Here is a 16,978-nt window from a genome sequence, read left to right as displayed (position 1 = left end):
GTAACTATAAAAAAACGGCCTCAACAAGCCGTTTTTTATTTCTAAAATTTTTATGGAGATAATGGTTCTTGCTGTTTTGGATCAGGCATAGGCGCGGACTCTTCCTCATCATTATAAGGATTTTCCAGTTCCAAAGTCTGATCAAGCTCAGAATCAAAAACGTCGGTCAGCATACTGTCGTAACGTTTGGCATTATAGCTCAGTAGACTGGAGGCTTCCTGTTGAGTAATAAAACCTGTCTCAACCGCATTGCTAATACGTTCATCAAAAGTTAAACCTTTAAATTTCCCTTTCGATTCCGCTTTCTTGAACTTGTCCCACAGTGGCTCTAACTCAAGCAACATGTTAAAGGTCGATTCCATACGGCCAGTAACATCGTCTTCTGCTGTGTTATAGAACACGTGTTTTTTCAGTTCATCGCGGAAAGCATTGTCCTGCATAATGATCTCGCCAGCCTGTTGTTTCAACGCATCGCTTGGTTTATTAACAGGACGACCGAGCGGGAAGCAAATAAACTTGACTAAGCCAGCAGCAATGCCGACAGGGAAGTTGGCAAACAGACCATAAAAAGCTTCTTGAGCGTTAAACAGGGATTTTTCCAGGGCCAGTTTGGCATGAACCTGTTCAGCTTCCGTTTTTTTGCCATGCTCATAATATTTAAGAATAGCCGTGCTTATAAACAGATTGGCATGAATATCAGCCAAGCGCCCGGAAAGCATTTCTTTGCGTTTAATATCTCCCGCAAGCAAACCTAAACACATATCGGCAGTTAGCGAAAAGTTAGTACTTAAACGGTTAATAATCTTGTAGTAGGGGCGAGTAAAGTCATCAACACTTTTTGGTGCATCAGATGAGCCACCCACATAGCCATAAGCAAAGGCGCGCGCAGTCCGGTTAAAGGTATAGCCTAAATGTTTGAACAGCATATCGTTAAAGGTAGCTAAGGTAGATTCTTTATCCTTGGCTTGCAGCAGTTGCAATTCCTCAAACAGATAAGGATGACAACGCATCGAACCCTGACCAAAAATCATTAAAGAACGACTGAGTATGTTAGCGCCTTCAACGGTAATCGATACGGGAATAGCTTGATAATACAAAGCTAGGAAATTACGCGGTCCCATTTGCACGGCACGACCACCGACCACATCCATGCCATGATTGACGACGTGGCGCATGGTTTCAGTGGCGTAATATTTTGCCATTGCGGTCATAACAGCCGGCTTACCACCTTGATTTAATCCACAAGTGACCAAATAACGGAAGGCTTCAAGCATATAGGTATCACTGGCAATATCACTGGTCGCTTCCTGCACGCCTTCAAATTTACCGACTGAAATCTTAAATTGCTGACGGATTTTGGCAAAGGCACCTACGGTCAAATATGTTACTTCACTTGCAGCGGTCGATAAGGCAGGTAAGGAAATACCACGACCGACGGCCAGACATTCCATCAGCATACGCCAGCCTTTACCAATATTTTCAGCACCGCCAATAATCCAGTCCAGTGGAATGAATACATCCTTGCCATCTACTGTTCCGTTCATAAAAGGGGAACCGGGATTGTGCCGTGCTCCCACTTTTACGCCCTCGTGACTGGCAGGAATCAGGGCACAGGTAATGCCGTATTCCATCTTATTTTTATCACCCAATAATCCATCCGGATCATACAGCTTAAAAGCTAGACCAATAACGGTCGCAATTGGAGCAAGGGTAATCCAGCGTTTAGAAAAATTCATGCGTAGGCCAAGCACTTGCTGACCTTCAAATTCGCCATAACAGACAACACCGGTATCTGGAATTGCACCGGCGTCTGAACCAGCTTCTGGACTGGTGAGACCAAAACAGGGGATTTCATCACCTTTGGCTAGGCCGGGTAAATATCTGTTTTTTTGTTCTTCAGTCCCATAATGCAGCAGCAACTCGCCCGGTCCTAAAGAGTTAGGTACCATACAACTCACGGCAGCGGTCAATGAGCGCGAGGCAATTTTGCTCATAATCCGGCTTTGCGCAAATGAACTAAAGGCACGTCCGCCATATTCTTTGGGAATAATCAGACCTAGAAAACCATTTTCGCGAATGTAGGTCCATGCTTCAGGCGGCAAGTCTTTATAGTGATGATGAATATCCCAGTCATTTAGCATGCTGCATAACTGTGCGACTTCATGATCTAAAAAAGACTGTTCTTCTGGAGAAAGTGTAGGATAAGGATAGCTTTCAAATTTGGACCAGTCGGGTGCTCCCATAAAAAGGTCTTTTTCCCACCAACTGGTGCCCGCATCCAGAGCTTCGCGCTCAGTAGTGCTCATTGTCGGCATGGCATTCGCCAGAGCCTTATAGGCAGGTTTGGTAATCAATGCCATTCGTAATGAATCAATCATCACAATTAAACTGATGAGGATGAGCGGAATACCAAAAATCAGCGACCATGGGCTAATAAAGGCAGTGACTACTGCAACGATAATGGTTGTAATTGCCCCGGTATTACGGCTCAATGCAAAAAAGAAAACTGCCCAGATTGTAAAAAATTGAATAAGCACACTGATGATGAATAGCATTTATTTTCTCCAGTTGCTTACACCAGATCAAAGTCAGAGAAACAGGAAAGGGTATCTGAAAATCGCAAGATCACTTCTCGCACTGTTTTATTGGAATGACTTTAGGTGTAATAAAAATATTGTTGTTAAGACCGGAAGATGAATGAAAAACTTCCATCCCGAATTTATAAAATTAAATCTTGTTTTTAAAATAGAGTGTTTTTTGAACAGTGTAAAAGATTGAACTGTAAGAGAAATGTCACGAAAAGTAATAACGGCTTGTATCTTTATCTATTTAGATTTTTATTATTTTTGAATAAGTAATAAATCATACAGAAAGATGCGTGCGTATGTAGTATTACTATAACAATCAATAAATTTGGAGAAATATCGGAATGCTTAAACTGATCTATTACGTTCCTGAATCTCATCTGGAATCAACCAAAAACGCCGTGTTTCAAGCGGGTGCAGGTGGGATTGGCAATTATGAGCATTGTGCCTGGCAGGTTTTGGGTACAGGACAGTTTAAACCAGTGAAAGGGGCCAATCCGTTTATTGGGGAAGTCGGAGAACTAGAACAGGTGGAGGAATGGCGGGTAGAAACCATTGTTCCTGAAGATCAAGCATCCAATGTGGCAAAAGCACTCAAGGCTAGCCATCCTTATGAAGAGCCAGCGTTTGAGTTTATACAGATAATAGAAGTTAATCATTAATATAATTTTTTATGATATTAAATTCGAGTGTGGGAGACATCTATAAGAATAGGAGCTTTAAACACAGCCTTAATCCATTCAGCCAAACTGAAGGGACTGGATTTCTATACTTATCTGAGTGATGTGCTGAAAAGACTTCGACTTAAAAAATGAGATAGATTGAGAAATTGCTGTGCACAATTAGAAGCTCGCCTGAAATCAAACGGGTTTACCGTATGCTTATAATAGAAGATCAATTCCATTTATCTTGATATTTTGAGACCCAGTACAATTTGGTTTCTATATCGTAGCTACCATCTGGATTTAGGGAGATGAGGTAATGAATCTCTTTACCTCGACTACGGTTGCCTTTACCTTCGGGAACCTGATACTTATATTTTTGTACTTCTTTAGGTGGGGTAAGTACAATCCGTTTCCATGCAGAAGGGGGAAGTTTGTCGATAGCAGATTCAATATTTTTCTTAAGAATGGTTGTATTGTATTTAAGAGCATTTTCATCTTTACCTAGAAAGGCATCTTTCGTAATACCATAAGGGGTTACTCTATCACCAGTAATTATAACTTTTTTTCCTTTCAGTTCAGGAATTTTTTGCTGTTCCTCATATGTTAACCAAGGCGCATATTCAATAATAATTTGTTCAGGCACATAACCTTTAGGAGATACTTTACAGCTACTATAGGTAGTAATATATTTTTGCTTTTTTATCACATCTGGTGTGCCCGATAAATTGCCACATTCAGGCCAGTTGTTTTTGTAAATTATGCTATGGTTTGGCCAATATTGATTATTCATTTCAAAGATAATACTATTTTTCATAGTGGGTGCAATTGTTTGACAACCACTTAAAATAAATAAATTACTCATTATTAATATTGTTTTCATTTTTCTTTTAATCCAACATACTGCTTTAAAGGTAAGTGCTGTTTTGTAATTGGCTTTGATTCAGTTGAGATCTATCTCCCGTTACAGACCTTAGCAAATAAAGAATAAATTACGTGACATCCATGTCACAACATATCTATCCGATTAAAGTATTTAATGTCTATAAATACCAGGTTTCAACTTAAACCTTCTGAATAAATAACTCACGATCAAAACGATACTGCGGGAAGAACACGCCGTCTTTAGCCCGTTCACCTGCACCAATCACCATAACCGGATATTGCTCATCATTTAATTCCAAAATTTCACGAACCATCGGCTCATCAAAACCTTCCATCATACAGCTATCAAAACCATACGCACGCAAGGCTAATACCAGATTTTCACAAGCCAAAGCTGTAGTTTTGCTTGCCCAAAGTCTTGCATCTGCTGGGTTAAAAGCAGTCACTGGCAACTGCTTATCCAGCGTACGAGCAATTTTGAAAGCAACTTTCTTAAAGTTACCCAAGGCATTGAAATAACCGGTTTTATAATTATATGGAATATATTTGTAATACTTCTGCACCGCAGCAGGTGCTTCAGGAAATGGAAACTCAGAAATATTCATCTTCGCCATTTCATCAATACGGTCGGTACGTGCGATACAGACAATTAATTCTGATGCTGTTTTTGCTGCAAGCTGGCTTAAACAGGCTTTGACCAGTTGTTTCTTTTTGGAAGGGGTCTGCACTACATAAAAAGTCCAAGGCTGTAAATTGGATGAGTTTGGCGCAAGCAAAGCAAGGTCTAAACAGTCATCTAGCACTTCCGCAGGAATGGGCTTTTTGGTAAATTTACGTACCGAACGACGGCTTTGCACAACTTTTTTAAAGTTTTCGACATCAATATCTGTCGGAGCTGGCTCATAATAACGTTTCTTTTCAGTTTGGGTATCGTTTGATTGGGTCATCTTTATCTACTCAGCTTTTAAAACTTGAAATTTATATCTATTAAAAAGCATAAAGCCACCAAATAATGTCATCATTCAGTGGATTTTCATTTAACAATACAAACAATTAATTAAATTGGGTAAAATCTGGTTTACGCTTTTGCATGAATGCAGAAACAGCTTCCATCATTTCAGGTGAGCCTACGCGATTCATGAAAATTTCAGCTTCATGATCAATCCATTGCACAATCTCATCGAGATTATGTTTCATTAAGGCTTTGGATTGTACTAATGAAGCCAATGGCAGGGCAGACAACTGAGCAGCTTTTTTTGCGGCAGTCGCATAGACATCTTCTTCAATACTATTAACTAAATTTGCAGCAACAGCAGTTTCGCTGTTAAATTTTTGAGCTGTTAAAAGCAACTCTGCAGCTTTGTGGTAACCTGCCTGCTCAACCAGTAATTTGCTTGAAGCGCCTTCAGGCGATAGACCCAAGCTCACAAACGGAATCTGAAATAGAGCAGTGTTATCACTATAAACCAAGTCAGCATGCAGTAAAATCGTTACCCCGATACCAATTGCAACACCACGAACCGCAGCAATTAAAGGCTTGGAAAATTTTGCAGCAGATTTAAGCAAAATAAAAGGCGCACCTTCCGAAGCCGGAGCCTGACCTTTTTGTGCTACAGATTTCATGAAATCCTGCATATCGTTACCAGCACTGAAATCAGCATCAGAACCACGTAAAATCACTACCCGAACGTCTTTATCCTGATCGGCTTCATCCAGCGCCTGAGCAATTTTTAAATACAATTCAGTGTATAACGCATTTTTAGCTTCAGGACGATCAATGGCTAAGGTCAGTACGCCATTGTCTAAATTCGCATTTAAATGTTGATGTGGTTGTTGAATACAGCTCAGTGTCATCGTACTATCCTTGCTTTAAAATTTAATTTGATTTTATGGCGTTTATTATGTCGCATATTTATTGGGGCGGCACAACTCACGAGTCATAAAAAACTTGATCTGTTATGAACTATACATTTGATTATCTGGTTTTCATTGGTCGCTTTCAGCCTTTTCATCTGGCACATATGCAAACGATTAAAATCGCTTTAGAGCAAAGTCAGAATGTGATTTTGGCACTCGGTTCTGCGCAGAATGAACGCAATATTAAAAATCCTTTTAGTGCTGCTGAACGCGAACAAATGATTTTGTCCAATTTTTCAGAAGCAGATCAGAAGCGAATTAAGTTTGTGCATGTGATTGATGTTTATGATGATCAAAAATGGCAACAACTGGTGCAATCTTTGGTGGCGGATATGGTAGAGCCTGAAGCAAAAGTCGGCTTAATTGGTCATTTTAAGGATGAATCTTCTTATTATCTTAAGCTGTTCCCAGAGTGGCAAATGGTGGAACTGGAAAGTCTGGTTGGGGCAATTTCAGCCACGCCGCTACGTGAAGCGTATTATCGTGGTGAAATTATTGAATCTGCTTTTCCATTCGGTACCAGCGAGTTTTTACACAAATTTCAGAATACCTCCACTTATCAACAATTGCAGCACAAATACCTGACACAAGATAAAACCAATCTGGAACAATCTTAAGTAAGCTTCTAGGTCGAGGCAGAGCATTGCCACGACCCAGGAGTGGATAAGATGAATATCCAAACCACCTTACAAAGTGTTTTGATTGCCAGTGTAATCAATCTAAGTATTGTTGTGCAGGTTCATGCACAGGAGTGGACACTGACTCCACAAACCTATGTGGGCTTTGATGTGAAGTCGATGGGTTTGTCTATTGTAAAAGGAAAATTTCAGCGGGTTCAGTCTGGCATGAGCTTTGATCCTGCAAGACCAGAAAATGCTTCGGCCCAGTTTGTACTGCATGTAAATAGCCTAAGTTTGAGTAAGCCTTCCCTGAAAAATATGATTTTGGGTGAAGATTTATTTTATGCAGATAAATACCCAAACGCGACTTTTAACAGTCATGAATTTGTACCTTTAGGGAATAATCAATATAAGATCAAAGGGGATCTGACTCTGCGCGGTATCACCCGGCCGGTGATTTTGGATACCTCCCTAGAACCTAATCCATCTGATCCAAAACTCATGGATGTAGAAGCTACCACTCTGGTTAAGCGCAGTGATTTTGGCATGAAAAAAGCATTTGGCGGGATCGGGGAGAAAGTCAATATTAAAGTATCTGGACAATGGCAGCTCAAATAAGCTGCCGGATTTGTCATAAAATATCTACTAACGTCTATTTTTTAATTCATCTGCTGTTGAGCCTTTTCGAGCAGGTCAATCGTCAATTGTTGCAGTAGCACAGATTGCTGCTTCCAGTGATGCCAATACAGTTTCATCTCGGTTTTGGCGTTTGGCATAATTTCCATCAATTTCCCGGTCTGCAGATCATCACCAATTTGATATTCAGGCAACAAACCAAAACCTAAATCCAGATGCACTGCTTCTAAAAAAGCGGTAGAAGAAGGAATAAAATAATGTGAATAGCTTTGCTGGTTTAATCCAAACAAATTCAGAATCACCTGATGATGCATCAAATCTTTATCATTAAAAATAATCGCAGGGGCCTGTCTTAACGCATCACGATAAATGCCATCTTTAAACCACTTTTCTACAAAAGAAGGTGTGGCTACCATGCGATAAGTCATCTGTCCCAGGTAATGCACTTCACAGCCTTTCATGGCAGTTGATTCAGTCGAGATACACGCATTGACCAGACCGGTTTCAAGTAGCTGATGGGTTTGGGTCTGATCATCCAGCGACAGTTTTAAGGCAATTTTATGCTTGATTAATGTGGTTTGCAGGACTTTGAGCAGCCAGGTCGATAAAGAGTCGGCATTGGTGGCAATACTGAATTGATGAAATTCATGCTGACTGGATTGTCCCATGAATTGTTGCAGAAGATTCTGTTCACGTAATCGTTGATGCTGTAAATGCTCTAACAGCTTTTGACCCGCTTGAGTGACCCGACATGGACGTTCGCGCAGCAGTAAAATCTGTCCCAAATCTTTTTCCAAGCTTTGCACGCGTAAGGTTACCGCAGATGCAGTAATGCAAAGCTGTTGAGCGGCTTCTTCAAAACTGCCGGATTCAGCTACGGCAAGAAAAGCTTCGCATGATTTATTTGAGAGCATAAATGTAATCTAAGAAAAACTTAGTAAAACTGATATTTTCTTAATCATACTTAATTTGTATTTTAAGCGGTGATAATTCAGGACAAGATTTTTAAATTATTTAAGTTAAGTAGTTATGTTGAACAGTGCCGTACACGGTTTTGCCATGGGTTTAAGTCTTATTCTACCGATTGGTGCACAAAATGCATTTGTATTGAAACAGGGCTTAAAACAGCAACATGTTTTTGCCATTTGCCTGTGTTGTGCCTTGTCTGATGCCATATTGATTGCAGCAGGTGTATTGGGGTTTTCAGAACTGGTTCTATTGCATCCCGATTGGCTAAATATTGCCAAGTATTTCGGGGCAACATTCTTGTTTATATATGGCGCACAGCACTTTTATCAGGCCTGGAAAAGTGAACAGCGTTTAGAGGCCAGTCAAAACCATGTGCCTTCTTTAGGCAAGGTGGTGTTGATCTGTTTAGGACTAACTTGGCTGAATCCACATGTGTACCTGGATACGGTGGTATTACTGGGTTCAATTTCGACTCAATATCCGAACACGCAATTATATTTTGCCTTAGGGGCTATCACGGCATCATTCCTGTTCTTTTTTAGCTTGGGTTATGCTGCGCGGTTGTTACAGCCTATATTTCAACGTCCACAAGCGTGGAAAATATTGGACGTGCTGATTGGCTGCGTAATGTGGTCGATTGCCATTTCTTTAATGAGCTAAATAAATAAAAAAAGGCATTAGGAAATGAATGCCTTTTTTAAGAAAGAATTTAAGCTGCTTGTAATGCTTTTAAGTCTTCCAGCACTTGTTCAGCATGACCCGCTGCTTTGACTTTACGGTATTCTTTGACGAGTTTGCCATTATGGAAAATAAAGGTTGAGCGTTCAATGCCCATCACCTGTTTGCCATACATGTTCTTTTCTTTAATCACATCAAAGATTTTACATAATACTTCTTCTTTGTCGCTAATCAGATTAATGCTCAAATTCTGTTTTTCAGTGAAGTTCTGATGGGCTTTTACAGAATCACGTGAAATCCCAAGAATAGTGGTATTTAAGGCATCAAACTGGTCTTTCAGGCACGAGAAACCAATCGCCTGAGTGGTACAGCCGGGCGTAGAATCTTTGGGATAAAAATACACAATCAGCCATTCTGTTGGCATTTCAGTTAGGTTGATTTCTCCAGTGGTAGTTGGAAAAATTTGATTGGGCAGGGTAATAGCAGACATGCATTGATCCTTATAAAGTTAAATTGTCATATTGATCTTGAAGTTATCAGTTAATGATAACGACTTTTAAGCATTTAATGCACAACTGATAATGAATTTTAAAATATAAAAAAGCCTGCAAGTGCAGGCTCTTATTCAATCTAAGTCAGCTTATTTTTTAGGCTGTTGAGCAGATTTCATTGCTTCTTCAGTCAAGCTTTTAAGTTTGCCTGTTAACTGTGGACCAAAACAAGCTTGAAGATCTTTATTTTGTTTTTGTACAAAAGCTAAAGTTGCAGGGCTTTTCTTCTGGTTAATGGTACTTTGGATTTCCCATTTTTGAGCATTGGTTAAACGGCCATCAGCTTCCACTGCACAAGAACAGTATTTGCTTACTTCAGCTGAGCTAAGTTTTTTACCTTTGCCAGTTTCTTCTTTACAAACATTAATTAAAGCAGATTTTACATTAGTGCTTTTATAAGCCTCTTGAAGCTTATTTGTTTCAGCTGCATTTGAAGCAGTAGCCATCAATGCAACCGCAGAAACCAATGTAGAAAGAATAATGTTTGACTTCAAATTTTTCATGTACTGTACCCTGTTATGACGGTATATAACGTGTCGGATCGGCGATACCCGCGTCAGCAAAACCCTGTTTACGTAAGCGGCAACTATCGCATTTACCACAAGCACGTCCTTGGTCGTCTGCTTGGTAGCAAGACACCGTTTGACTATAGTCTACGCCATGTTCTATACCTAAGCGAATGATATTTGCTTTGGATAAATGTAACAAAGGTGTTTCAAATTTAAGAGGTTTTCCTTCTACACCCACCTTGGTTGCCAAGCGCGCCATGCGTTCAAAAGCATCAATAAATTCAGGGCGACAGTCAGGATAGCCTGAATAATCAACGGCATTGATACCAATCACAATTGCTTCTGCACCAAAAACTTCGGCTGCGGCGAGCGCATAAGACAGAAATATTGTGTTACGTGCTGGAACATAAGTTACAGGAATACCTTCTTGTTCCTGTTCGGGTACATCAATGTTATGGTCTGTTAACGCAGAGCCACCGAGGTTACCCAAATCGATATTAATCACACGATGTTCGACACCAGCACGCTGGGTTAATGCTCGAGCGGCATCCAGTTCAGTGGTTGAACGCTGACCATACATGAAACTTAAAGCAATACATTCATAACGTGCTTGCGCCCAAGCCAAACAAGTTGTTGAGTCTAAGCCGCCAGATAACAAAACTATGGCACGAGGGCGCATATCCAAATCTCCAAAAAATAGGTATTTAAAAACAAAACAGATTAACGACCGGTTTCATCGTTCCAGAGCAATTTATGTAATTGCAACTGGAAACGAACAGGGAGATGGTCATCTAAAATCCATTGAGCCAAATCACGCGCAAGTTGCGGTAACTTCACCGCGCCTTTTTCTACAGCAAAAGCGGGTGAGAACCAGACGGTGCTGACTTTGTCGGCCAGTGTGTATTGTTCAACTTGCTGTTTTGACCATTCATAGTCTTCACGGTTACAAATCACAAACTTGATTTGGTCGTGCCGGGTTAAATGATCGAGATTACTAAGCAAATTTCGCGCAACTTCTCCAGAAGTTGGCGTTTTTAAATCGAGTACTTTAGAAACTCGCGGATCTACCTTAGACACATCTAAAGCACCACTGGTCTCTAAAGATACTTCACAGCCCAAGTCGGCTAAACGCTGCATCAATGGCAGGGCGTTAGGCTGTGCCAATGGTTCACCACCGGTCACACAAATATAAGGTGTTTTAAAATCGAGTGTGGTTTGAATAATGTCGTCTAAAGATTTGCGCTCACCACCTTCAAAAGAATAAGTAGTATCACAATACGTACAACGTAAAGGGCAACCGGTTAAACGGATAAATACGGTCGGTAATCCTGCGGCGCTGGCTTCACCTTGTAATGAATAGAAAATCTCCGTAATACGTAACCCCGCAGACGGATCGGAAACAGGAATAGCGGAAGATCGAAGAGTACTCATAACAACATAATCCAACTCAGGATAGATAGGGTATAAAAATAAAAATCCCTACGGCTATTGCTAACCGTAGAGACGAAGAGCGACTAAAGCTCTGAGGAATATTAAGTTCCTAAAAATTTAAGACCTAGTCTTCGCGAAGTAGATCGTTCAGGCTGGTTTTCGCACGGGTTTTCGCATCTACTTTTTTCACGATAATTGCAGCATATAGGCTGTAAGTACCACATTTAGATGGAAGACTACCAGATACGACTACAGAACCTGCAGGAACGCGGCCGTAATGGATTTCGCCAGTTTCACGATCAAAGATTTTAGTAGATTGACCAATGAATACGCCCATTGAAATCACAGAACCTTCTTCTACAATCACGCCTTCAACGATTTCAGAACGTGCACCAATGAAGCAGTTGTCTTCAATAATGGTTGGGTTCGCTTGAAGTGGCTCAAGAACACCACCAATACCTACACCACCAGACAAGTGAACATTTTTACCGATTTGTGCACATGAACCCACAGTCGCCCATGTATCGACCATGGTACCTTCATCTACATATGCACCGATGTTCACATAAGAAGGCATCAATACTACGTTTTTCGCCTGGAAAGAACCTTTACGTGCCACAGCAGGAGGTACTACACGTACGCCAGCAGCTTTAAACTGTTCTTCAGTCCAATCAGCAAATTTAGTGTCGACTTTGTCGTAGAAACGAAGATCACATGCTTCCATTGGTTTGTTATCATTCAATTTGAAGGATAACAATACAGCTTTCTTAATCCACTGATGAACAACCCATTCACCTTCGATTTTTTCAGCAACACGTAAGCTACCATTGTCCAGGCCAGCAATGACTTCTTCAACGGCTTGACGAATTTCAGGTGAGCAATCCGCTGCTGTGAAATTCGCACGGTCTTCAAACGCTTGTTCAATGATTGTTGAAAGCTGAGACATGATCTTCCTTCCAGAAAAAAAATTTTCAAGATTTTACACTATATTGAGACAGAAATAGATGAAAAAGTGGCTTTGGATCGGAATTAATCATAAATTAGAATTATAAAATATTAATAAAATGAAATTAAAGTTAAATTTTAAACTTAAAAATAACTTGTTTATCAAAAAGAAAATAAATATGTATCAAAAAATAACAAAACATGAGCAAAACGTGGGTAAAAAGTGGTCATAAACTCATTTATAGTTAACTCATCATAAATAGTATTAATGATGAAAAAAAAGTTATTTTTGAGGAGAGAAATAATGAAAACTTTACATAAAATTTTGGCGATTTCTGTATTAGCTACAGCAGCTAGCTCTGTTATGGCAGCAGATGAAACAATAGTAACGAATGATGGCGTTGCTGAATTCTCTTTCTTTAAACCAGGCTCAGTTCGTGCTGAGGTTGGTACAACAGGTTATGGTGGTGCTATTTCTTGGAGTGCCAATCCGTATGTTGGTGTAACTTTAGGTTATAACGGCGGTGATATTTCTTGGTCGGATGATCTATCTATTAATGGATCAGAATATGATTTAGATATGGAAAACAATCTAACCTATTTAAACGCTGAAATCCGTCCTTGGGCAAACTGGTTCTATATGGCTGCTGGTGTCGGTTATATTGATAACGATTACGATATCCAACGTCGTGTAGGTGCTTCTGAAGGATTCACAGTGAACGGTACGGACTTCGTAGCTGGCACTGGTGGAGCAAATATCAGTGGTCAATTATCGTATAAAAACAATTTGGCTCCATATGTAGGTATCGGTTTCTCACCAGCAATTACCAATCGTTGGGGGGTATTTGGTGAAATCGGTGCTTATTACAACGGTAACCCACAAGCTAATTTAACTGCGACTGGTACTGCTGTAACTACGCAACCAGGGGTAGATTTTATCTCTGCAGTTGAGCAAGAAGAGCGTGATATTGAAAATGACAATAAATACGAGTGGCTACCAGTTGCTAAACTGGGTGTAAGTTTCCGCTTCTAATCTTTCAGGCAATAAAAAACGAGCTTCGGCTCGTTTTTTATTTTTCCAAAATTAAGCTATTTAAACTTAAACTATTTTGAGTTAAAAGCGATAACCCATCTTGAATCCATAGGCAACCGCCCGGTTATTGTCTAGTGAAGACAACACACCAAATAAACTGCCTGAACCATCTTGATCCTGCTCAACTTTGGCTTTGTTAAGGCTAAAATATTTAATCCCCGCGGCAATAAATAAATTAGAGTTCAGATTATAAAAACCACCGACACCCAGACTATAGTAATCATCCGAAGGACTTAAAGTGGAAGCTGGATTGCCAATACCTGAATCCAGTCCTATATCTAGAGCTCCGGTCCATTGCTCATTGAATATATGGGCCAGTCCCAAGGTTGCAGAAAGCTGATTTTTTTGATAATCCACCAAATTGACCGATGTAGGTGCACTTGAACTCATTAGGGGAGAAATCATTTTAAATTTTTCCCAATTCACCCAACGTAATGAAGTATAGAGCAGATTACGCGGAGTGATTCCCGATTGAAACTCGAAGTTCAGGGACTGAGGGGTTTCGATGTTGATAGGCTGTTTAAAGCTTAAATTCAAGGCCGGAATTGCAGGAGTAGAAAAAGTTTGTTCATAAAATTGCGGTTGATGTCGAATTTTAGAACGATAGGTGAGTGAGGTTTTTAGGGCATATTCCGGTATTTGATAGCTGATTCCGGTTAACCAGCCTAGGCCTGAATCTTGATCGGTATCTGCAACATAATCGGCCAGTATTCCCATAGATTGTCCTGAAATTTTCAGCTGAGTGTCCAGGGTTTGATAGCTTAATCCTGTGTACAAATTCCAGGATGGATTAGGCTGATAACCGAACAGGGCGGTTAAATTATGGGTATTCAATTCAAAATCTACAGCATTGACTAAATCGGCAGGACTGGTGTTAATCGGTTCTAAAGCGTAGCCGATATCTGTACCAAAAGGTTGATCGTAAATCAGCCCAAAAGACCAATTCGGGTGTACTTGTAATTTTAATGCGAGATTCGAAACATAAAAGGTGTTGGCAAAATTGTGGGTCGAAATTTCACTAGATGTGGATGGGTTATTCGGGTCTGGTCGATAGGTTTTGCCAGAAATTTTGGCTTTTATAATGGCTGTTGAGAACTCGGCATAATGATCGGGTTGTAAAAAAGATGCGATGGACTGGTTAGAGGTTTCCAGTGCCGCAGCATAGAGGTAGCCAGGCATGAAAATACCAAGACTGATGCCGAATGCCGTAGCTTTCATAGATACCCTCAATTAATTTTTTAATGATTCAATGTCTGTAAAAAGTATAAATATAAACATGAAATTGAATGTTTTTTATCCAATGTTTTACTTTATTTGATTTTAGGCATAATCGGCAAGTGTTGTTTGAAGTTTTTGATATTTAAATGATTGTTTTGAATTAGGTTGCGTAAAAATATCAATAAAAAAAGGGATATTTTTATATCCCTGATTTTAGAAAAAATGGAATAATTAGTCTTCTGGATAAGCCACTTTTTTCAGTGCTTTAATGTCAGCTTCTGGCGAGCACAGTGAAATAAACTCATAACCATAACCGCGTAGCAAATGACCTTTGCGCACCGCAATCCAGGTGGTATTTACACCAAAGATATCAGTTGGAATTTGCTTTAAACGATAGTCACGTTCAGCATCATAGGCAACATTATTGACTATACCGACCCCCATGTTCAGTTCGACATAGGTTTTGATGACATCGGCATCCAGTGCTGACATGACAATATCGACATCAATACCTGCATCTTCAAAGGCTTTGTCAATTTTAGAACGACCTGTGAAACCGCCATGGTAGGTAATAATCGGATATTGCGCCAAGTCTTCCAGCGTGATGTCTGCTTTGTGGGCAAGCGCATGGTCTTTCGGTGTAATAATACTGTGCTGCCAGTTGTAGTAAGGCACACTGGCCAGATTTTCTTCTGTGGTGAGGGATTCGGTCGCAATGCCAATATCCGCTTCACCCTGAAGCAACATTTCGGTAATTTCAACCGGGCTCGCCTGTTGCAAAATCAAGTGAACTTTCGGAAATTCTTTTTTAAACTGGTTCACAATGGGCGGCAACACATAACGCGCCTGGGTATGTGTGGTGGCAATGGTCAAGGTACCTTCATCAACGCGGTTAAAGTCATCTGCCAGACGTTTAATATTGTCTGCATCGACCAGCATGCGCTCAACAATACCGAGTAAAGACTGACCCGGTTCAGTCAAGCCCAATAAACGTTTACCTTTACGGATAAACAGCTGTACCCCCAGTTCATCTTCTAAATCTTTGATGTGTTTACTCACCCCTGATTGTGAGGTGTAAAGTGCTGCCGAAGCTTCGGTTAAATTAAAGTTTTGTCTAACGGTTTCTCGAATAATTCTTAATTGTTGGAAATTCATAATGCTGTTTACCCTAAAGAGGATGGGGCTGTTTTTGCCCCATCTATTTGTTATTAAGCGACATCGTTTGCAAACAGATGCAATGCTGTTGGACTTAACCACACGGTTTGATTTGGTTTGAATTGGTGTAGTTTCGCTTCGTCCGAGTTAAGCGAAATTTCAATTAAATTGCCTTGACGATCTTGAAGTTCAGCCAGAACTTTACCGGCAATCCAGATTTCGCGCAGGAAAGTGGCCTGAATGGCATTTTCCTGTGGTGTTGCATGAATACGCAGTTCATTTGGACGGGCAAAGGCAATCACATTCCCTTGCGGAGCATTTTTCACCTGTGGCAGTTGCAGACGGTCATCCCCAATCTGAATGATGCCTTGCTGGTTTTGCCCTTCAAAACGGTTGGCTTGACCGAGGAAGTCGAATACGAACGGCGTTGCCGGTTTTTCATACACTTCACGAGGTGAACCAATCTGTTCAACATTGCCTTTATTCATCACCACGATCTGGTCAGCCACTTCTAAAGCTTCTTCTTGATCATGGGTTACAAAAATAGAAGTAATGTGCAATTCATCATGCAGGGTACGTAACCAGCGGCGTAGTTCTTTACGCACTTTGGCATCAAGTGCGCCAAACGGTTCATCGAGCAGTAATACGCGAGGTTCAACGGCTAAAGCACGTGCCAAGGCAATACGCTGACGTTGACCACCAGAGAGTTGCGCAGGATAACGGTCCGCCAAAAAGCCCAACTGAACCAGATCAAGCAAACGGGTGACACGTTTTTTAATTTCAGCTTCTGATGGACGGGTTTTGCGCGGACGAACCCGCAGACCAAAAGCAATATTGTCAAATACAGTCATATGACGGAACAAGGCATAATGCTGGAATACAAAGCCGACTTCACGTTCACGCACATGCACATCTGTTGCATCTTCGCCTTCTAGAATGACTTGACCGCCATCGGCTGATTCCAGCCCTGCAATAATACGCAGCAGTGTGGTTTTGCCACAGCCAGATGGACCGAGTAATGCCACCAGCTGACCATCTGGAAAATTTAGTGAAATGTTTTTAAGTGCATGGAATGCACCAAAGTGTTTTTCAATATTTTTAACTTGAATACTCATGATGTCATT

At 40.6% G+C, this 16,978-nt stretch carries 18 protein-coding genes; 5 read left to right on the top strand and 13 right to left on the bottom strand.

Translation table 11 applies throughout. The annotated features are described in order from the left end of the window. Positions 1–50: 50 nt before the first annotated feature. The gene (locus B4C48_RS06090; RefSeq protein WP_291354720.1) at positions 51–2,555 is read right to left on the bottom strand and encodes an acyl-CoA dehydrogenase; all 2,505 of its coding nucleotides are present in this window, start codon (positions 2,553–2,555) and stop codon (positions 51–53) included. Between the two features lie 374 nt (positions 2,556–2,929). Here B4C48_RS06090 and B4C48_RS06085 point away from each other — a divergent pair, with 374 nt between their 5' ends. Further along, the gene (locus B4C48_RS06085; RefSeq protein ID WP_291354719.1) at positions 2,930–3,247 is read left to right on the top strand and encodes a YqfO family protein; all 318 of its coding nucleotides are present in this window, start codon (positions 2,930–2,932) and stop codon (positions 3,245–3,247) included. A gap of 232 nt (positions 3,248–3,479) precedes the next feature. Here B4C48_RS06085 and B4C48_RS06080 read toward each other — a convergent pair whose 3' ends face one another. The 3 genes from B4C48_RS06080 to B4C48_RS06070 all read right to left on the bottom strand — a co-directional run bounded on the left by B4C48_RS06080 (position 3,480) and on the right by B4C48_RS06070 (position 5,986). Then, positions 3,480–4,130, bottom strand: coding sequence for a hypothetical protein (locus tag B4C48_RS06080; protein ID WP_291354718.1), 651 nt, complete (start codon positions 4,128–4,130; stop codon positions 3,480–3,482). Between the two features lie 181 nt (positions 4,131–4,311). Further along, positions 4,312–5,079 (bottom strand): nitroreductase family protein, encoded by a 768-nt coding sequence (locus B4C48_RS06075; RefSeq protein WP_291354717.1) that lies wholly within the window; start codon positions 5,077–5,079, stop codon positions 4,312–4,314. Positions 5,080–5,185: 106 nt separating this feature from the next. Further along, positions 5,186–5,986: an enoyl-CoA hydratase-related protein gene (locus tag B4C48_RS06070; RefSeq protein WP_291354716.1), complete on the bottom strand. Its 801-nt coding sequence runs from the start codon at positions 5,984–5,986 to the stop codon at positions 5,186–5,188. A 104-nt stretch (positions 5,987–6,090) separates the two neighbouring features. Between B4C48_RS06070 and B4C48_RS06065 the strand changes: the two genes are divergently transcribed. Both B4C48_RS06065 and B4C48_RS06060 read left to right on the top strand, forming a co-directional pair. Further along, complete coding sequence (locus tag B4C48_RS06065; protein WP_291354715.1) at positions 6,091–6,666, top strand: nicotinate-nicotinamide nucleotide adenylyltransferase; 576 nt, start codon at positions 6,091–6,093, stop codon at positions 6,664–6,666. A gap of 51 nt (positions 6,667–6,717) precedes the next feature. After that, on the top strand, positions 6,718–7,287 hold the full coding sequence (locus B4C48_RS06060; protein ID WP_291354714.1) for a YceI family protein: 570 nt from the start codon (positions 6,718–6,720) through the stop codon (positions 7,285–7,287). A gap of 41 nt (positions 7,288–7,328) precedes the next feature. Here B4C48_RS06060 and B4C48_RS06055 read toward each other — a convergent pair whose 3' ends face one another. Next, entirely contained in the window at positions 7,329–8,219 is an 891-nt protein-coding gene (locus tag B4C48_RS06055; RefSeq protein ID WP_291354713.1) for a LysR family transcriptional regulator ArgP, read from the bottom strand. A gap of 115 nt (positions 8,220–8,334) precedes the next feature. Between B4C48_RS06055 and B4C48_RS06050 the strand changes: the two genes are divergently transcribed. After that, complete coding sequence (locus B4C48_RS06050; RefSeq protein ID WP_291354712.1) at positions 8,335–8,934, top strand: LysE/ArgO family amino acid transporter; 600 nt, start codon at positions 8,335–8,337, stop codon at positions 8,932–8,934. 49 nt (positions 8,935–8,983) lie between these two features. Here the strand turns inward: B4C48_RS06050 and B4C48_RS06045 are convergent, their stop codons facing one another. The 5 genes from B4C48_RS06045 to dapD form a co-directional block, all read right to left on the bottom strand. Further along, entirely contained in the window at positions 8,984–9,442 is a 459-nt protein-coding gene (locus B4C48_RS06045; RefSeq protein WP_291354711.1) for a peroxiredoxin, read from the bottom strand. A 150-nt stretch (positions 9,443–9,592) separates the two neighbouring features. Next, positions 9,593–10,006, bottom strand: a complete 414-nt coding sequence (locus tag B4C48_RS06040; RefSeq protein ID WP_291354710.1) for a hypothetical protein — start codon at positions 10,004–10,006, stop codon at positions 9,593–9,595. 13 nt (positions 10,007–10,019) lie between these two features. Then, positions 10,020–10,691 (bottom strand): 7-cyano-7-deazaguanine synthase QueC, encoded by a 672-nt coding sequence (gene queC / locus B4C48_RS06035; RefSeq protein ID WP_291354709.1) that lies wholly within the window; start codon positions 10,689–10,691, stop codon positions 10,020–10,022. Positions 10,692–10,732: 41 nt separating this feature from the next. Further along, positions 10,733–11,443 carry a 7-carboxy-7-deazaguanine synthase QueE gene (gene queE, locus B4C48_RS06030; RefSeq protein WP_291354708.1) on the bottom strand — a complete coding sequence of 237 codons (711 nt, stop codon included), beginning with the start codon at positions 11,441–11,443 and terminating at the stop codon, positions 10,733–10,735. Positions 11,444–11,567: 124 nt separating this feature from the next. Next, the gene (dapD, locus tag B4C48_RS06025) at positions 11,568–12,389 is read right to left on the bottom strand and encodes a 2,3,4,5-tetrahydropyridine-2,6-dicarboxylate N-succinyltransferase (protein ID WP_291354707.1); all 822 of its coding nucleotides are present in this window, start codon (positions 12,387–12,389) and stop codon (positions 11,568–11,570) included. Positions 12,390–12,692: 303 nt separating this feature from the next. Between dapD and carO the strand changes: the two genes are divergently transcribed. After that, positions 12,693–13,421 carry an ornithine uptake porin CarO gene (gene carO, locus B4C48_RS06020; protein WP_291354706.1) on the top strand — a complete coding sequence of 243 codons (729 nt, stop codon included), beginning with the start codon at positions 12,693–12,695 and terminating at the stop codon, positions 13,419–13,421. A gap of 81 nt (positions 13,422–13,502) precedes the next feature. On the opposite strand, the gene B4C48_RS06015 is transcribed toward carO, so the two are convergent. The 3 genes from B4C48_RS06015 to B4C48_RS06005 all read right to left on the bottom strand — a co-directional run bounded on the left by B4C48_RS06015 (position 13,503) and on the right by B4C48_RS06005 (position 16,969). Next, positions 13,503–14,699, bottom strand: coding sequence for an OmpP1/FadL family transporter (locus B4C48_RS06015; protein WP_291354705.1), 1,197 nt, complete (start codon positions 14,697–14,699; stop codon positions 13,503–13,505). A 231-nt stretch (positions 14,700–14,930) separates the two neighbouring features. Then, positions 14,931–15,854: a CysB family HTH-type transcriptional regulator gene (locus B4C48_RS06010; protein WP_291354704.1), complete on the bottom strand. Its 924-nt coding sequence runs from the start codon at positions 15,852–15,854 to the stop codon at positions 14,931–14,933. A gap of 53 nt (positions 15,855–15,907) precedes the next feature. Further along, positions 15,908–16,969, bottom strand: a complete 1,062-nt coding sequence (locus tag B4C48_RS06005) for a sulfate/molybdate ABC transporter ATP-binding protein (RefSeq protein ID WP_291354703.1) — start codon at positions 16,967–16,969, stop codon at positions 15,908–15,910. Positions 16,970–16,978: the final 9 nt, after the last annotated feature.

Source organism: Acinetobacter sp. UBA3106, from assembly GCA_002365595.1.
Taxonomy (GTDB): domain Bacteria; phylum Pseudomonadota; class Gammaproteobacteria; order Pseudomonadales; family Moraxellaceae; genus Acinetobacter.
Note: the sequence above shows the minus strand (reverse complement) of the source record. Positions and strands in the feature narration are given on the sequence as shown.

Bases quoted from the DNA above. Each gene is read 5' to 3' on its own strand.
- B4C48_RS06015 (WP_291354705.1), bottom strand. From the start codon at position 14,699: ATGAAAGCTACGGCATTCGGCATCAGTCTTGGTATTTTCATGCCTGGC.
- B4C48_RS06065 (WP_291354715.1), top strand. From the start codon at position 6,091: ATGAACTATACATTTGATTATCTGGTTTTCATTGGTCGCTTTCAGCCT.
- B4C48_RS06010 (WP_291354704.1), bottom strand. From the start codon at position 15,854: ATGAATTTCCAACAATTAAGAATTATTCGAGAAACCGTTAGACAAAAC.
- B4C48_RS06085 (WP_291354719.1), top strand. From the start codon at position 2,930: ATGCTTAAACTGATCTATTACGTTCCTGAATCTCATCTGGAATCAACC.
- queE (WP_291354708.1), bottom strand. From the start codon at position 11,443: ATGAGTACTCTTCGATCTTCCGCTATTCCTGTTTCCGATCCGTCTGCG.
- B4C48_RS06070 (WP_291354716.1), bottom strand. From the start codon at position 5,986: ATGACACTGAGCTGTATTCAACAACCACATCAACATTTAAATGCGAAT.
- B4C48_RS06045 (WP_291354711.1), bottom strand. From the start codon at position 9,442: ATGTCTGCTATTACCCTGCCCAATCAAATTTTTCCAACTACCACTGGA.
- B4C48_RS06075 (WP_291354717.1), bottom strand. From the start codon at position 5,079: ATGACCCAATCAAACGATACCCAAACTGAAAAGAAACGTTATTATGAG.
- B4C48_RS06060 (WP_291354714.1), top strand. From the start codon at position 6,718: ATGAATATCCAAACCACCTTACAAAGTGTTTTGATTGCCAGTGTAATC.
- B4C48_RS06040 (WP_291354710.1), bottom strand. From the start codon at position 10,006: ATGAAAAATTTGAAGTCAAACATTATTCTTTCTACATTGGTTTCTGCG.
- B4C48_RS06080 (WP_291354718.1), bottom strand. From the start codon at position 4,130: ATGAAAACAATATTAATAATGAGTAATTTATTTATTTTAAGTGGTTGT.
- B4C48_RS06050 (WP_291354712.1), top strand. From the start codon at position 8,335: ATGTTGAACAGTGCCGTACACGGTTTTGCCATGGGTTTAAGTCTTATT.
- carO (WP_291354706.1), top strand. From the start codon at position 12,693: ATGAAAACTTTACATAAAATTTTGGCGATTTCTGTATTAGCTACAGCA.
- dapD (WP_291354707.1), bottom strand. From the start codon at position 12,389: ATGTCTCAGCTTTCAACAATCATTGAACAAGCGTTTGAAGACCGTGCG.
- queC (WP_291354709.1), bottom strand. From the start codon at position 10,691: ATGCGCCCTCGTGCCATAGTTTTGTTATCTGGCGGCTTAGACTCAACA.
- B4C48_RS06090 (WP_291354720.1), bottom strand. From the start codon at position 2,555: ATGCTATTCATCATCAGTGTGCTTATTCAATTTTTTACAATCTGGGCA.
- B4C48_RS06005 (WP_291354703.1), bottom strand. From the start codon at position 16,969: ATGAGTATTCAAGTTAAAAATATTGAAAAACACTTTGGTGCATTCCAT.
- B4C48_RS06055 (WP_291354713.1), bottom strand. From the start codon at position 8,219: ATGCTCTCAAATAAATCATGCGAAGCTTTTCTTGCCGTAGCTGAATCC.